14 protein-coding genes and 2 pseudogenes are annotated in these 14,752 nt (G+C 58.2%); 11 read left to right on the forward strand and 5 right to left on the reverse strand.

Translation table 11 applies throughout. The features are described from left to right. The first annotated feature begins 25 nt into the window (after positions 1–25). Both dhaL and EV561_RS30280 read left to right on the forward strand, forming a co-directional pair. The gene (gene dhaL / locus EV561_RS30275; protein ID WP_132527496.1) at positions 26–667 is read left to right on the forward strand and encodes a dihydroxyacetone kinase subunit DhaL; all 642 of its coding nucleotides are present in this window, start codon (positions 26–28) and stop codon (positions 665–667) included. 390 nt (positions 668–1,057) lie between these two features. Further along, positions 1,058–1,555 carry an aconitase family protein gene (locus tag EV561_RS30280; protein ID WP_132527498.1) on the forward strand — a complete coding sequence of 166 codons (498 nt, stop codon included), beginning with the start codon at positions 1,058–1,060 and terminating at the stop codon, positions 1,553–1,555. Between the two features lie 65 nt (positions 1,556–1,620). On the opposite strand, the gene gcvA is transcribed toward EV561_RS30280, so the two are convergent. Then, entirely contained in the window at positions 1,621–2,535 is a 915-nt protein-coding gene (gene gcvA / locus EV561_RS30285; RefSeq protein ID WP_132527500.1) for a transcriptional regulator GcvA, read from the reverse strand. 226 nt (positions 2,536–2,761) lie between these two features. Here gcvA and leuC point away from each other — a divergent pair, with 226 nt between their 5' ends. The 8 genes and pseudogenes from leuC to EV561_RS38075 all read left to right on the forward strand — a co-directional run. Beyond that, entirely contained in the window at positions 2,762–4,177 is a 1,416-nt protein-coding gene (gene leuC, locus EV561_RS30290; protein ID WP_132527502.1) for a 3-isopropylmalate dehydratase large subunit, read from the forward strand. Next, positions 4,174–4,812: a 3-isopropylmalate dehydratase small subunit gene (leuD, locus tag EV561_RS30295; protein ID WP_132527504.1), complete on the forward strand. Its 639-nt coding sequence runs from the start codon at positions 4,174–4,176 to the stop codon at positions 4,810–4,812. The genes leuC and leuD overlap by 4 nt, the downstream gene beginning before the upstream one ends. After that, positions 4,809–5,693: an isocitrate lyase/PEP mutase family protein gene (locus EV561_RS30300; protein WP_165927965.1), complete on the forward strand. Its 885-nt coding sequence runs from the start codon at positions 4,809–4,811 to the stop codon at positions 5,691–5,693. The genes leuD and EV561_RS30300 overlap by 4 nt, the downstream gene beginning before the upstream one ends. 98 nt (positions 5,694–5,791) lie before the next feature. Beyond that, positions 5,792–6,790: an ABC transporter substrate-binding protein gene (locus EV561_RS30305; RefSeq protein ID WP_165927966.1), complete on the forward strand. Its 999-nt coding sequence runs from the start codon at positions 5,792–5,794 to the stop codon at positions 6,788–6,790. Further along, entirely contained in the window at positions 6,787–7,593 is an 807-nt protein-coding gene (locus tag EV561_RS30310; RefSeq protein WP_132527510.1) for an ABC transporter ATP-binding protein, read from the forward strand. Before EV561_RS30305 ends, EV561_RS30310 begins: the two co-directional genes overlap by 4 nt. Continuing rightward, positions 7,590–8,345, forward strand: a complete 756-nt coding sequence (locus EV561_RS30315) for an ABC transporter permease (RefSeq protein WP_207910622.1) — start codon at positions 7,590–7,592, stop codon at positions 8,343–8,345. Before EV561_RS30310 ends, EV561_RS30315 begins: the two co-directional genes overlap by 4 nt. Next, positions 8,345–9,091: an ABC transporter permease subunit gene (locus EV561_RS30320; RefSeq protein ID WP_132527514.1), complete on the forward strand. Its 747-nt coding sequence runs from the start codon at positions 8,345–8,347 to the stop codon at positions 9,089–9,091. Before EV561_RS30315 ends, EV561_RS30320 begins: the two co-directional genes overlap by 1 nt. Before the next feature lie 80 nt (positions 9,092–9,171). Next, positions 9,172–9,278: pseudogene (locus EV561_RS38075) on the forward strand (ABC transporter permease); the annotation flags it as partial. Positions 9,279–9,337: 59 nt separating this feature from the next. Here EV561_RS38075 and EV561_RS38600 read toward each other — a convergent pair. The 4 genes and pseudogenes from EV561_RS38600 to EV561_RS30340 form a co-directional block, all read right to left on the reverse strand. Continuing rightward, positions 9,338–9,550, reverse strand: a pseudogene (locus EV561_RS38600) (hypothetical protein); the annotation flags it as partial. A gap of 191 nt (positions 9,551–9,741) precedes the next feature. Continuing rightward, positions 9,742–11,628 carry a TRAP transporter large permease subunit gene (locus EV561_RS30330; RefSeq protein WP_132527516.1) on the reverse strand — a complete coding sequence of 629 codons (1,887 nt, stop codon included), beginning with the start codon at positions 11,626–11,628 and terminating at the stop codon, positions 9,742–9,744. A 17-nt stretch (positions 11,629–11,645) separates the two neighbouring features. After that, positions 11,646–12,551 (reverse strand): alpha/beta hydrolase, encoded by a 906-nt coding sequence (locus EV561_RS30335; RefSeq protein ID WP_165927967.1) that lies wholly within the window; start codon positions 12,549–12,551, stop codon positions 11,646–11,648. A gap of 48 nt (positions 12,552–12,599) precedes the next feature. After that, positions 12,600–13,610 (reverse strand): TRAP transporter substrate-binding protein, encoded by a 1,011-nt coding sequence (locus EV561_RS30340; RefSeq protein WP_132527520.1) that lies wholly within the window; start codon positions 13,608–13,610, stop codon positions 12,600–12,602. Between the two features lie 123 nt (positions 13,611–13,733). Here EV561_RS30340 and EV561_RS30345 point away from each other — a divergent pair, with 123 nt between their 5' ends. Further along, positions 13,734–14,723, forward strand: a complete 990-nt coding sequence (locus EV561_RS30345) for a LysR substrate-binding domain-containing protein (RefSeq protein ID WP_165927968.1) — start codon at positions 13,734–13,736, stop codon at positions 14,721–14,723. Positions 14,724–14,752: the final 29 nt, after the last annotated feature.

Raw genomic sequence — 14,752 nt, forward strand, 5'->3', positions numbered from 1 at the left:
CAGTCTGCGATATAGGGAGGATGGAATGTCGGAGAGCCCGGCCAGTAGTTTGGCCAAGATGTTCGAGATGATCTCGAAGGCGATCGAAAACGAAAAGGACCGTCTTTCGGAGCTGGACGGTGCGATCGGTGACGGAGACCACGGCATCACAATGTCGATAGGGTTTGCCGCGGTTCACAAAACTCTGTCGAAGCTCGATCTCGGTAATAGCAGCTTGTCGGAGGTCATGTCGACTGCCGCCGACGCTTTTCTGGACGCCGTTGGCGCATCGTCCGGGCCTTTGTATTCCACAGGTTTCCGTCGCGCGGCGAAGACGCTGGCCGGTCATTCGCAGTTGGACGTGAGAGCATGTGCCGACATGATCCGCGGCATATCCTCCGGAATAGCCGAGCGTGGAAAAGGGCAGCGTGGTGACAAGACCATGCTGGATGTCTGGCTTCCGGCGGCCGACGCGGCGGCCAATGCGATCGAGGAGGACAAGACGGGAGATGCCTTCTGGAGCGCCGTCATTGCTTCCGCCGACAATGGTGCCGCCGCCACGCGTTCAATGATCGCGACCAAGGGGCGCGCAGCTAGACTTCGCGAGAGGTCGCTCGGTCATATCGATCCAGGTGCAGCCTCTGCCACCGTGATGATCCACGCAATGGCCAAGGCAATTCGCCTGTAGTCGGAAGGTGAAGCAAGGACAGCGTCGCAACTGGGCCGGTGTGGTCGAAGCATCGCAAAGGGAAAGCTCCCAATCTCATGGCAGGCCCAGTCTAAATGTAGCCTCGTCCGGGGCACGCTGTCAGGTCAAATCGTCCCTGAAGGGATCTCCGACGGAGAAAGGACGACAACACACGGGATGCGTATCGCCTTCCCTTGATGTCAACCAGCCTGCTTGTCCGTAATCAGCTTCTGCCATAGTCATTCGCGATGGTGGCTTTCCCGAAAACTACGCCACAAGCAAGCCAAGCTGATGCATCATCATTTCCGAGGATGAGATCGGTGAAGCGTTACTCGTATGAGTTGCTGTGCGCCTGGAGGCTGATCGAAAAGTGATGGGAGTGAGTATAATATGCTGGCCAGTGCCTTGGGTATGCTGAAGACGATGTACGACAAGATCTGGGATAGTCACCGGATTATGTCGCGCGATGATGGCCAGGCCCTTGTTTTTATCGATCGCCATTTTATTCATGATGTTACCGCACCGGCCTTCCAGGTCCTGCGCGACCGCGGATTGAAGCCACGCTCGCCCGAGCGTATTTTCGGCACGGCCGACCACTACGTGCCCACTCACACGCATGAAATGTCCGCGATCAACGACCCCGAACGCCGAACGATGATCGAGGCGCTGACGCGGGACGCCAAGGAATCCAACATCACCGTTTTCGGTCTCCACGATCCGCGCCAGGGTATCGTGCATATCGTCGGGCCCGAGAAGGGTTTGAGCCTTTTGGGCATGACAATCGTGTGCGCCGGCAGCCATACCTCCACGCAACCGGTGATCGCCGCTGCGTCTTCGGGCGTCGTTCCCCAGGGCAAGGTTTCCCTGTCATCTCCTGCTGATGCCTGAAGTCGGCTGACCAGCCGTACCCCCGACATCACATCCCCGTGCCAAAATAGAGAGCCTGCGATCGTTCACTGCGGATTTGATGGCGCATCCCAGTCCTCTTCTCGCGCCAAGGCGGTGATCCAGTTCTCGAAAGTCGTGATTTTCGCTGGCGGTCGCGGATTCGTATAGGTGATGCAATACGCTTGCCCGGTTGGCACCCTAAGTTGGAAAGGCTCGACCAGCCGCCCCGTTCGCAGATCGTCCTTCACAAAGGCATATTGCGCCATGACGATCCCGAGCTCGTCGATTGCGGCTTGGTATGCCAGGGCGCTATTTTCAAATTTCAGGCCGCTGTTTCCATCTATGTGTGGGAGGTTGGCCGCCCTGAGCCAATCGGGCCAGTCGTTCGGTCGGTGCATTGAACAGAGTAAAACATGCTGCGACAGGTCTGACGGCTGCTGCGGCCTTGGAAACATTTTAAACAGTCCAGGACTGCAGACCGGTAGCAGCACTTCGCCAAACAATCGGTGGTGCTTGACGTTCGGGCTTGGAATGTAGCCCGACTCGATGGCGACATCGATATCCTCGACGCTAAAGTCTGGCGGCTGATGAGATGTGGTGATCTGCACGTCAATATGTCTGTTAAGGGCGTGAAACCGCGCAAGCCGCGGCACGAGCCAGCGAATCGCGAACGTTGGCGGAAGCTTCAACTTCAGCATGTTCGCGTCCGGCTTCTTCGTCAGCTGTTTGGTCTGAAGATCAATCTCCTTAAAAACCGGGCTGATGCCGCGAAAATAGCTGTCGCCCTCTGGCGTCAATTCGCTTCCACGCCGCGTTCTTACGAAGAGCGGCACCCCCAGCCATTCTTCGAGCTGGGAAACATGTCGGCTGACCGCTCCTTGCGTTACGGATAGCTCCCGCGCGGCTTGTGTGAGGCTCCCGTTGCGGGCTGCAGCCTCAAATGCACGCAAGGCGTTCAAAGGTGGAAGGCGTAAGGTCATTGTGCCATGACTTTTTCTAGGGTCACTATGATTAAATTCTGGCTACCGAGCCCATGATTTCTCATGTTTATGTAACCGGCAGCAATCCTCATATGCAAGAAAATCAGGATATGCCAAGCCGGTGCGAGGCCGGAATGTTGATCCGAACCTTGGGAGGAGGCGGGGACGGCACAGTAGATCGCGCGTTGAGATAGGCGTGGCGATGTCGCTGTCCCTTGGCAAATGAATGAATAAGTCCGCTCAAAGTCTTTTCGAAAAAATCTGGCAGTTCCATCTCATCAAACATTTTGACGATGGTCGGGACCTGCTTTTCATTGATCGTCACGTCCTGCAGGAAACGACCAGCGCTCGCGCCTTCGAAGGTCTCGTGCGCAAGAAGCGTCCGGTCCGGCATCCCGAACTAAGCGTCGCCACGCAGGATCATATCATATCGACGGAGCCGGGGCGCACCGAAACGACCAATCCGCAGGGTCGCGAACTGCTGACCCTAATGAGGGAAAATGCCTTTGCAAACCGCATTCGGCATTTCGGCGTCGAAGACCCGCGCCAGGGCATCGTCCATGTTATCGGCCCCGAACTCGGCTTGGCTTTGCCCGGCGCGATCCTCGTCTGTGGCGACAGCCATACATCGACGGCCGGTGGATTGGGTGCTCTCGGCATCGGCATTGGGACCAGCGAGGTCGAACACGTTCTTGCGACACAGACGCTGGCACTGATAAAACCGAAAACCATGCGGATCGCCTTTTCCGGTCGCTTGCCTGCCGGCGTGACCGCCAAGGACATGATCCTGCACGCGATCGGTAAGTTTGGCATTGCTGCAGGGCAGGGGCATGCCGTCGAATATGCCGGCGACACAATTAGGGCTTTGCCGATCGAGGCGCGGCTGACGATCTGCAACATGTCGATCGAGATTGGAGCACGTCTCGGTCTGATCGCTCCGGACGAGGCGACAATCGCTTACGTCACGGGTCGCGAGTACGCCCCCAGGGGCGATGTGCTCGAACGAGCGATCGCACACTGGCGTCGGCTTGCCACCGACTCAGGAACCAATTTCGACAAGGATTTGGTGATAGATTCCACCCGCATTGCACCTCAGGTAACCTGGGGAACAACACAGCAGGATGTTGTCGGAATCGGTGAACGTGTTCCGGATCCCGCAAGTTTCAGGGACGCGGCGCGACGTGAAATGGCCACCGATTCCATGCGATACATGGATCTTTCTCCCGGCATGCCGTTGGAAGGGTTGCCAATCGACATCGCCTTCATCGGATCATGCACAAATGCCCGCCTGTCTGATCTTGAAGATGCCGCGGCGGTCGCGCGCGGCCGCAAGGTGGCCCATGGTGTCCGCGCCATGGTCGTTCCCGGCTCGATGACCGTCAAGCGTGCCGCCGAAGCCAAGGGCCTTCACAAGGTCTTTCAAGAAGCCGGTTTCGAGTGGCGGGATGCCGGCTGTTCGATGTGCGTGAGCATGAACGAAGATGTTGTGCCTCCTGGAAGCCGTTGCATTGCGACCTCAAATCGCAACTTCGAAAACAGGCAGGGACCGCGCAGCCGTACCCATCTCGCCAGTCCCGCGATGGTCGCCGCGGCTGCGATTGCCGGCAAGATTTCGGATGTGCGCAAGGTGATGGCGTCATGAGTAACGGTTTCGTCAATTTCTCCGGCATAGCAGCTGCGATGCCAGCCGCGAATATCAACACCGACGCGATCATTCCAATACCATGGATGCGCACTGCTCATGCGGACCTCGGAAAAGGTCTCTTTGCCGTGCAGCGATATGATGATGCCGGCAACGAACGTCCGGAATTCGTTCTGAACCAGCAACCTTTTCGATCCGCGTCGATCCTTCTTGGCGGCGAGAATTTCGGCTGTGGCAGTTCCCGGGAGGCCGCGGTCTGGGCGTTGGTGCAGTTTGGTATCAAATGCGTTTTCGCACCCAGCTTTGCCGATATTTTTTACGAGAACGCATTTCGAAACGGCCTTGTCGCCGGGATCATCGACAAATCTGAGCTTGAAACTTGCTTCGCTCTCTCCGCCGAAGGCGGCGGCGATCCGGTCTTCTCAGTCGATCTTATTGGGGGCACCTTGATCCATGCAAAAGGCCATCAGACCCCATTTGGCATAGCCGCATCTCGTCGTGACGCGCTCATCCGCGGCGATGACGAGATCGGCCTTACTCTTCGTTATGCGGACGAAATTGCTGCGTTTCATGCCGAGGGACTTGCCAAATATCCCTGGCTACATGCTCCTCTGACATCCAAGGTATCGACGTGAATAGACAATCGTTCCGACACGCGCTCGCTTCAGAGCGGCCCCTCATTACCCCTCTTGCTCACGACGCCCTTTCCGCGCGGTTGATCGAAGAGGCCGGGTTCAAGGCTTTCACCATCGGCGGCTCTGCTTTGCTGGCCGCGCGTCATGCCTATCCGGATATCGGCCTGATTGGCCTCACCGATATGGCGCAGGGGATAAAGGATATCGCCGACGTATCCACTCTGCCGTTTCTGACCGATGCTGACGACGGCTATGGAGACGTTAAAAGCACGGTGCGCACGGTGCTCGCCTATGAGGCAATCGGCGTCAGTGGGATGCTCATCGAAGATCAAGAACGCGACAGGAAACAGCAACGGGCCGACAAGGCGGCGGCGGTAGCCGATGAAGCCGTCATCGAGGCAAAGCTCCGCGCGGCGCTCGCCGCACGTACCAATCCCGAAACCTTCATCATCGGACGTACGGATGCCTACGGCGTCTATGGGCTTGATGCGGCAATGCGCCGGGCGGAACGTTTTCTGGCGCTCGGCGTCGACGGCATTTTCATTGCCGGACTAAGGACCGATGCCGACTACGAGCGTGTCGGCAAGACGTTCAAGGGTGCGTTCTTGTCTGCGGCAATGTTTGAAGGCGGTAACGCACCTTGGCTTGCTCCCTCTGTCCTCGGACAGATGGGGTTCAGCCAGGTATCGTTCCCGTTGAGCATTCTTCTTCGTTCCGTTGCCGCGATGCGGGCCGGCCTGGAGGATCTGCGCAGCTATGGACTTGGCAAGACGCAATTGCAGCCGTTCGCGGGAATAACACAAGCGCGTGAGATTTTGGATGTGGCCGTCAACTTGACCAAATGGCGGAGCATCGAAGCGGAATTCGGACAGGACGGCTGAACGCCGACAGTTTCGGAAGGGAGTGGGCTGACGGAGGAGATTTTCATTCAGCGCACAGGAAAGATCGGACGCAATCGAATACAATGGGAGGAAAGTGCATGCCAAGTTTGAGTTTTCAATGTCTGTCGGGCCCGGTGATCGCTCTGGTCACCGGCCTTATGCTCGCCGCGCCTGCTGGGGCCGAGCAGCTTGTCGTCAGCAATTATGGCGTCTCTGCCAATGGCATGCCCTTTGCCGTCGCGATGGCCAAGGGCTATTTCAAAGATGAGGGCGCCAACGTCACCGGTATTGTGACGTCCGACGGTGGCGGTACCACGCTTCGCAACATGTTGGCCGGCGACGTGCCTTACGGTGAAGTCAATCCCAGCGTCGTTGTCTCTGCAATCCAGAAGGGCGCTGACATCAAGATCGTCAGCGACAATGTCAGCACGGTTGCCGAATTCGTCTGGGCGGTAAAGCCGGACTCGCCGATCAAGACCGTCAAGGATCTGAAAGGCAAGAAGATTGCCTATACCAATCCGCGTTCGACCAGCCAGGCGCTCGCGACGCTTCTGCTGCAGTCCGGCGGCCTCAAGACCGAAGATGCGGAACTTGTGAAGACCGGTGGGTTTGGCGAAGGCGTGGCAGCCCTCGATACCGATCTGGTCGACATCGCTCCCATTCCCGAGCCGCTTTGGTCGAAATTCAAGGACAAGTATCGCCCCGTCGCCAAGGCGACCGATATTTTGCCGCCGCTTGAAAACGTCATCGGTGTGGTCTCGGAATCCCAAGCGAAGGCGAAGGGTGATTTTATTCGCGCCGTCATCCGCGCGCGCCGCAAAGCAGTCGATTTCATGATCCAACATCCCGATGAGGCCGGCGATATCGTCGCCAAGGCCTATAATCTTGATCCCGCTGTCGGTCGCGCCGCGGTTACCAACCTTACGACCAGTCGAACGCAGGGCATGCCGTACTGGGGACCAGGCACCATTCACATGGCCGGCCTGCAGCGCATGATCGATCTGCAGAAGTCGGTAGGAGCGATTTCGGGCGATGCCGACGTGTCGAAGATGATCGATACAAGCTTTCTGCCGGATGACATCAAGGGCATACAATGACATCAGCAGTACATGTCACGCTTCGGGCAGCGGAGAAATCATTCCAACGCTCGGGCAGCAAGGAAATCGTGCATGCAATGGGGCCGATCGACCTCGATTTGCGCAAAGGCGAGTTCTTTGCGGTCGTGGGTCCCTCCGGATGCGGCAAGTCGACCATGCTTGAGTTGATCGCCGGATTGACGACAGCAAGCAAGGGCAGCGTCGAATTCGAAGGCGTTGCTATCGGCAACCGCATCCCGGACGGCGTCGGCGTGGTTTTCCAGGAGGATGCATCCTTCCCCTGGATGACCGTGCGGAATAATATCCAATTCGGGTTGCGGCGAAAGAAGCTTAGCCAGGAAGAAAGGGAAGGGCGCGTTTCGCGCGCACTTGACATGATGGGCCTCGCCGCCTTTGCTGATAGCTACCCCGCACAGCTTTCAGGCGGCATGCGTCAACGCGTCTGCATAGCTCGCACCCTGGTCATGCAGCCGCGCCTCATCCTCCTCGATGAGCCCTTCGGAGCGCTCGATCAGCAGACCCGCTTGCTGATGGGCGACGAGCTCTTGCGTCTCTGGCGGCATACCGGAGCCACTGTATTCCTCATTACCCATGCACTGGACGAGGCCGCGATGCTCGCTGACCGTATCGGCGTTATGTCGGCACGGCCGGGAAGACTGCTGGACATCGTGGAAACCGGATGGTCCAAGGATCGCGACAGTCGCATCGTCGAAGACAATCGCTTCGGCGAAATCACGGCGCGGCTCTGGCGATCGCTGCGGACGGAATCGATGAAGTCCATGGGCAAAGTGGGAGCTGCATGATGAGCCGCCCTGCGATCTATCGTTTGATGATCATCCTCGGTTTCATTGCCCTGCTCGAAGTGCTGTGCCTGACGGGAACGATCGATGTCATAACGATGCAGCCGCCGCACCGGATGATCATTGATCTGTTTGATATGCTGGCATCCGGCAGCCTAAACGCCGCGATCGTCAAAACGCTTTCCAACGCTGCAATTGCCTTCGTGCTGGCGCTTGCTATCGGCATTATGACTGCAGTTGTTCTCTACCGCTTCCGTCTGGCGCGCGATGTCCTCGATCCCCTGTTTGCGACTTACTATGCGATCCCGGTTTTTGCCTTCTATCCGTTGCTTATCATTGTGCTGGGGCTCGGAGATGCGCCGCAGATATTGCTGGGCTTCATGCTGGCGGTCGTGGCTATCATAGTGAACACGTTGAACGGCCTGGATCGCGTACCCCGCGTTCTTCTCAAGACGGCGAGGGTCAATTGTATGGGACCCGTCGAGACCGCAGCAAAAATCATGCTGCCGTCCGCGGCCCCCTATGTGCTGACCGGGGCCAAGCTCGCAGTTGCCTATTCGCTGATCGGCATCATTGGTGCCGAGTTCATCATGTCGCGTGGCGGCATGGGATATGAGATCAGCTTTGCCTATAACAATTTCGATAACGCCACCATGTATCCGTTGATCATCCTGATCCTGTTCGTTTCGATCAGCGTGAACACGATCCTTGCTTATTGGGAGAAACGGCTCATGCGGCGGAGGGGACAGGGATAATGTCTGGTTCGCAAACGGCACTGCGAAATGCCGCAATCCTCATTCTACTCGTGCTCATTTGCTGGCAGCTGCTTTACTGGGATGTTGGCGATATTGCACTGCGCTCGCCGGCGCAGACCCTGACCTATGTCGGCACCTTGCTTACCGGGGATATGATTTGGCCGCATCTGTGGGAAACGATGCGGGCCTTCGTGATGGCATTGATTCTGGCAATCTTTGCCGGCCTGGCGATCGGATTTACGCTCGGCTACAACCGCTCGGCGGCTCAGACCTTCGAGCCTATCCTCGTCGCATTCTATTCGATTCCCAAGATCACACTTTATCCGATCCTGCTCCTCATTTTCGGGCTTGGAATATCGGCGAAGGTGGCATTCGGCACGATTCACGGCATCATTCCGATCGCCCTTTTCACCATGAACGCCGTTCGCAACGTTCGCCCGGTGTTGATCAAGACGGGCAAAGTCATGCAGCTCAGTCAGGTCGACATGGTTCGTTCTGTCCTGTTTCCCGCCGCGCTTCCGGAAATATTCACCGGCCTCCGCGTCGGCTTTTCGTTGACACTCATTGGCACCCTGCTTGGCGAAATGTTTGCTTCTCAGAGCGGGCTAGGCTTTCTCCTGATGAACGCGATAGGGCTGCATAACATCGATCTCATTATGGCGATAACGCTGCTGCTGGTCATCTTTGCGGCAACGGTCAGCAGCGTCCTGCTCTTTTATGATCGCAAGCTGCACAAACAGAAGTAGCCATGCGGCGAGATTTCGGGGTGGGCACCGCTCGCCTTTTCCAGGACGAGCGCGGGATGCTGTGGCGTAAGGAGATAATATTGGGGCAGCCCTACCTGCTTCAGTCCATCGCCGCCGTCGTGCTTGGCGGAACGCTCATCTTCGGAGGCGCTCGGCGACCGCGCTCGGCACCGCGTCGGCATCGGTGTGGGAACCCTCCGGATCCCATACGATATGCCCGAACTCGGCCGCGCTTCCATTGACTCCTCGTACAACGGTGCTGTCGCGGACAATCGCACCGCCGACGCCGAGGTCAAACTTGCAGAGCAGGAAATCGGATTCTCCGGTCGCGGCACCCCACGCCATCTCCGCAAGAGCCCCGCAGTGAGGCGCCTCGATCAAGACGTGTCGCCCTCGTGCTGCCACTACTTGTTCCCGGCCAATAACCGCACGCCCCGCAGCGCGCCTTTCATGACGCATTATTCGTGCTGCGCGTCACGCCGCGTGCCATCCTTCGTGCCGCTCGAACGACGGGGTTAGTCATAACGAAGCCGGTGAAATGACCGCTGCTCGCGTTCTACTCTAGGCGGCTCTTTTGGCTGTGCGACCAATCACCTAGTAATTTGGCGTATTGAAATGATAGTCGAACAGCGTCTGGGCGTGGGCTCTGTCTATTGTATGAGGCCTATGGAAAGCCACGGAACCAGAGCAATGATCACCACGCCGATGGTGAGTATGGCGAGATAGGGCCAGAGATGTCGCATCGCCCTGTTGGGATCGGCTCCGCCGATTGCACAGGTGATATAGAAACCGACGCCGAAGGGCGGGGTGAACAGACCAAGGCTCATCGCCAGAATGGCTACGATCGCGTAGTAGATGTCGTTGATACCTAGGCCTTGGGCAATCGGGAACATCAACGGTCCGAAAAGCACGATAGCCGGCAGTCCCTCAAGCACGCTGCCGAGAATTGCAAACAACAGGATGGAAAGGGCCATGAAGGTCGGCACGCCGCCCGGAACTGCCGCAATGGCGTCGGCAAGCGTCTGAGAGAAGCCCGACTGGGTGATTGCCCATGCCATCGCCGTAGCAGCGCCGGTTACGAATAGAATGGCCCCCGAAAGAGAGGCCGTCGCAGCCAGCATGGGAATCAGCCGCTTCCACTCGAATTGCCGGTAGAGCAGGAGGCCGACGATGAGCGCGTAGACGATGCCGACGGTCGAGACTTCGGTGGCTGTCGCGACACCCTCGACGACGGCGCTGCGGATGACGAATGGCAGCGCAAGTGCCGGCAGCGCGACTACGAAACTCTTCCACATTAAGCTGCGCTTCACCGCAGGTCCCTTCGCCTTCGGCGCCTTGCGGGTGCGAAACCAGACGAATATGCAGAGCATGACGCCCAACAAGGCGGACGGCAGCAAGCCCGCGGTAAACAATCCCGCAATCGACAGGCCCGTTACCGAACCGACTGCGATCAGGATAAGGCTCGGGGGGACCGTTTCCGTCTGCGCGCCGGTTGCCGCAAGCAGGGCGGTCATGGCGTCTCGGTCGTTTCCGAGCTTTTCCATCTCGGGAAACAATGCCGGTGCAATCGCCGCCATATCGGCAGCCTTCGAGCCTGAAATTCCCGAGACCAGATACATCGCCGCGATGAGGACATATTGCAATCCGCCCCGGACATGGCCGAGCAGGTTTGACAGGAAGATGATCATCCGTTCCGCCATGCCCGTCATCTCGATGAGCAGACCGAGGAAGACGAATGTCGGGATCGCCAGCAGAAGCAATTGCGACATGCCGGCATCCAGGCGTGCAACCAGGATGGACGGCGGCACGTAGGTTCCGAGCGTCAGATAGGCAAAGGTCGCGGTGCTGAAGGCAAAAGCAATGGGAATGCCCGAAAAGACCATCAGCGGGACGCCGACCAGAAAGAAGATGGCAAGATTGGCCTGATCGAGATCGAGAAAGAAGGGTTGCAGAAAGGCAAGCACGGAAGCCGCAATCACCACGGCAACAACCGAGACGACGGCGACCATGCGCGGCATGGTGCGAAACCGCAGGATCGCCGAGACGATCATCAACCCGATGCCGACAGGCATGGCGACCGCCCGCCAGAACATCGATATTTCGAGACTGGGGCTAATGACGCCGGCCTCTGTCTGAACATGCTCGAAGGATGGCGGCAACAAAAGCAGCAGAAAGGCGATAACCACAGCCAGCGCGAAGCCCGACAGATAGCTCTGCCATGAGGCCGGCAGCATCGAGACGAAAGTGGTCATCCGCATATGTTCCCACCGCCGCAAGGCGATCGCGGCGCCGAGCATGCCGAGCCAGAGGAACAGGATGGAATCGAATTCGTCCGTCCATACGAGCGGATGGTGGAAGACGTAACGGGCAACGATGCCCAGGAACAGGACGACGATCTCGATAGCCAGCAATAAAGCCGCTACTGCTGAGATGGCCGCGACGAAGAATTCGTCGACTACCGTCAATATGCCGGTCTTCCGATCCTCGTCAGCCCGCTTTTCAATTGTCTTACCGCTCAAGGTTCTCGCCCCAGCCATGGATGTACCCTCCCGGCTCAGCCTGCCGCTGCCGCTGCCCGACGCTGCTGCGTGGCGGTATCGGATGCGGGATCCCAACAAGCGTCCACAAACGTCGTCAATTCGGCGTTGAACCGCTCCGCCGCCTCGTAGAACACGGAATGCCCGCATCCATCGTAAAGGCTCAAGGTCGCATGGGGGACGAGTCGGTGGGTGATTTCCGCGGCGCTTGGGAGGACCAGAATATCATCACGACCATGGACGATGAGGGTTGGGACGGTGACGGCCTTCAGGGCCGCTTCGGAGATTGTCGGCTCGGTCCACCATTTACCGATCTGCTGGCGGATCTCGAAGGGGCAGACCATGTTGTAGGCGAGCGCGAACGCAAATTCCTCGCCTGAAGGCTGCACGCCAAAGCAGTTGCGAAGGAACGCCAGCGAGACCTCCACCCGGCTGCCGAGGTCATCGATATCGAGCTTTTGCACGACGGCGTTACCGGCGCCGATAACCTCAGGCACTTCGACCGGCCGACAGGACAGGAAGGCGACGCCGCTCAGCTGCGCATCGCCGTAGTCGACCAGATATTGCCGCACGATCCGCCCGCCAAGCGACCAGCCGGCGAGGACTGGCTTGCGGAGCTTGAGTGCATCGATGACGGATTGTACCTCGCCGGACCAGCGCTTGCCTTGCTGATACCACCCGTCGCCGAAAGGCTTGTCGGAGAGGCCGTGCCCGCGCGGATCGAAGGAAATGATACGGAACCTCTGCATTTCTGGATCCGAGTATTGTTTGACGAAAGACAGATAGCTTTGCGCAACGCCCGTGACCAACAGCAGTTCGGGTCCTTCGGGATTGCCCCATTCCCGTACTTCGATCACCACACCGTCGTCGGTGCGAACGCGATGGCGGCGACCGGCAGGCCGGTTTTCGAAAGCATTCTTCAATTCAATCTCCAGATCAGCGACGGCCCGAAAGGCCGTATGACATTACCTTCAGCCCAGGGGCCCCGTGTAATGTTCGAGGCGCGTCCAGGCCTCATCTCCGATTTGCTTGCGCCAATTGGCGTAGAACCCAGCCTGCTTGAGCTTGGCGCGGAAGGAATCGGGCTCGGTCGGGTTCACCGCCAGTCCCTTGGTCTTCAACTGGTCGATGAGCGTCTTGTTGAGCGTGACGAGATCGGCGCGCTGCAACAACGCTTTTTCGCTGAAGACCGAGTTCGCGATGTTCTGAACATCTTCGGGCAGGCGCTTCCAAGCGGCGCCGTTGGCGATGATCCAGAACCCGTCCCAGACGTGGTTCGTCAGCGACATGTATTTCTGCACTTCATAGAACTTGCCGCTATCGATCTGCGACAGCGGGTTTTCCTGACCATCGACGACTTTGGTCTGCAGGGCTGTATAGATTTCGCCGAACTGCATACTGACCGGAGCAACGCCGAGGCCTTGGAACAGGGAGACGAGGGGCGGAGCGCCTGGCACGCGAAGTTTCAGGCCGGCAAGATCGTCGGCTGTGTTGATCGCCCGCGCGCTATTGGTGACCTGCCGGTAGCCAAGATCCCACATCTTGGTCATCGGAACGAGATTGGTCTTGCTGGAAATCTGATCGCGAACATAGGTGCCGAGATCTCCGTCCATGGCCTCCCAGACTTTGTCGTAGTTCGGGAAGGCGAATCCCATGCCGTCGATTGCGGTCACAGGCAGAACGGAGGCAAGAATGAGGCCGGCGGCCGGGAAGAATTCGACCGCTCCACTGCGAACCTGCGATAGAAGATCGTTGTCGCCGCCGAGCTGACTGTTGGGGAAGACCTGGATGTTTAGACGGCCGCTGGTTTTCTCGAGGATTTCGCTCGAAGCTTCAACAAGACGTTTGCTGAAGGGATGGTCGGCAGGCGTGCTGTGGCCGAGTTTGTAGCGAAACTGCGCGGCAAGGGCGTTCTTCGACATGGTCGCTGCTGCAGCAGCTGCCGCAGCCCCGCCAATGAAATGACGGCGATTGATATGCATATGTATTCCTCCCATTATTCTCGGTCTTCGCCGGCCGCTCCCCGGTACCGGCTGAAGTCGGTTTGCATGATGTCGCGCCTTTGTGACAGATGCCATTGCCCATTCGTGAAGCTGCATGCGTCGTTGGCGAAGATCCCGGCCGCGTGCTATCGTTCGGATGTAAGTTCTTGTATTGGCTATCGTTCAGTGCAAGGCGCGGGGAACATCGCTCTGGGGGAGGGCCATTTGACGCGTGTCGATCTGATTACACTTAGTCTTTTCATCGCTGTGGCTGAAGAAACGAGCCTGGCTAAGGCGGCTGAGCGCGAACATCTTGCGGCCTCGGCAATCAGCAAGCGCCTTGCTGACCTGGAACTCAATTTCAACATCAAGTTGTTCGAGCGCAAGCCGCACGGCATGTTCCTGACCGCCGCCGGCTCGGCACTGCTGCATCACGCCCGCCTTATCATGCGTAATGTTGCCGAGCTCGAAGCGGAGCTACAGGATTTCTCCGCCGGCGTGCGCGGTACCATCCGTGTTCAGGCGAACGCCACCGCGATGGGGAGCTATCTGCCAGAAGATCTGAAGACCTTCCTAGCCCTTTATCCCGAAGTTCGCGTCGAGGTGGGAGAAAGCACGACGCCTGAGACATTGCGCGCGATTGCAGACAATGCCGCCGATATCGGAATTTACGGTGACGTGATCGTTCCAACCGATTTGACATCCTTTGTCTATCGGGCTGACCGTCTCGCGCTGCTCGTTCCGCTGAGCCATCCCTTGGCCTGCAAGGATTGCGTCACCTTTGCCGACACGGTTGAATACAACTATATCGGCGCTCCGAAAGGGAGCTCGATCGACACCGCGCTCATACGCGCTGGAAGTGATCTTGGCGTGACGCTACGCATGAGCACGCGCACCTCCGGCTTCGACGCGATCAGCCGCATGGTCGCCGCCGGGCTTGGAGTAGCCGTGGTGCCGCACAGTGTGGCAACCTCTTATGCCGAAGCTCTTGGTGTAAAAGTCCTTACACTCAACGAACAATGGGCCGAGAGGCGATTGATGATCAGCGTTCGAAGTATCGATTCGTTGACTCCCGCGGCCGCGGCGTTCCTTGCCCATTTGACCACGGACTAAAGGTGGGTTGGAGAAGTTAAGGAGCGCGA

It is taken from the genome of Rhizobium sp. BK376 (assembly GCF_004341625.1).
Taxonomy (GTDB): Bacteria; Pseudomonadota; Alphaproteobacteria; order Rhizobiales; family Rhizobiaceae; genus Rhizobium.

What these genes read in the sequence shown, in the direction of transcription:
- gcvA (WP_132527500.1), bottom strand. Translation starts at nt 2,535, where the DNA reads ATGACCTTACGCCTTCCACCTTTGAACGCCTTGCGTGCATTTGAGGCT.
- EV561_RS30340 (WP_132527520.1), bottom strand. Translation starts at nt 13,610, where the DNA reads ATGCATATCAATCGCCGTCATTTCATTGGCGGGGCTGCGGCAGCTGCT.
- EV561_RS30310 (WP_132527510.1), top strand. Translation starts at nt 6,787, where the DNA reads ATGACATCAGCAGTACATGTCACGCTTCGGGCAGCGGAGAAATCATTC.
- EV561_RS30280 (WP_132527498.1), top strand. Translation starts at nt 1,058, where the DNA reads ATGCTGGCCAGTGCCTTGGGTATGCTGAAGACGATGTACGACAAGATC.
- EV561_RS30330 (WP_132527516.1), bottom strand. Translation starts at nt 11,628, where the DNA reads ATGGCTGGGGCGAGAACCTTGAGCGGTAAGACAATTGAAAAGCGGGCT.
- leuC (WP_132527502.1), top strand. Translation starts at nt 2,762, where the DNA reads ATGAATAAGTCCGCTCAAAGTCTTTTCGAAAAAATCTGGCAGTTCCAT.
- leuD (WP_132527504.1), top strand. Translation starts at nt 4,174, where the DNA reads ATGAGTAACGGTTTCGTCAATTTCTCCGGCATAGCAGCTGCGATGCCA.
- EV561_RS30315 (WP_207910622.1), top strand. Translation starts at nt 7,590, where the DNA reads ATGATGAGCCGCCCTGCGATCTATCGTTTGATGATCATCCTCGGTTTC.
- EV561_RS30305 (WP_165927966.1), top strand. Translation starts at nt 5,792, where the DNA reads ATGCCAAGTTTGAGTTTTCAATGTCTGTCGGGCCCGGTGATCGCTCTG.
- dhaL (WP_132527496.1), top strand. Translation starts at nt 26, where the DNA reads ATGTCGGAGAGCCCGGCCAGTAGTTTGGCCAAGATGTTCGAGATGATC.
- EV561_RS30320 (WP_132527514.1), top strand. Translation starts at nt 8,345, where the DNA reads ATGTCTGGTTCGCAAACGGCACTGCGAAATGCCGCAATCCTCATTCTA.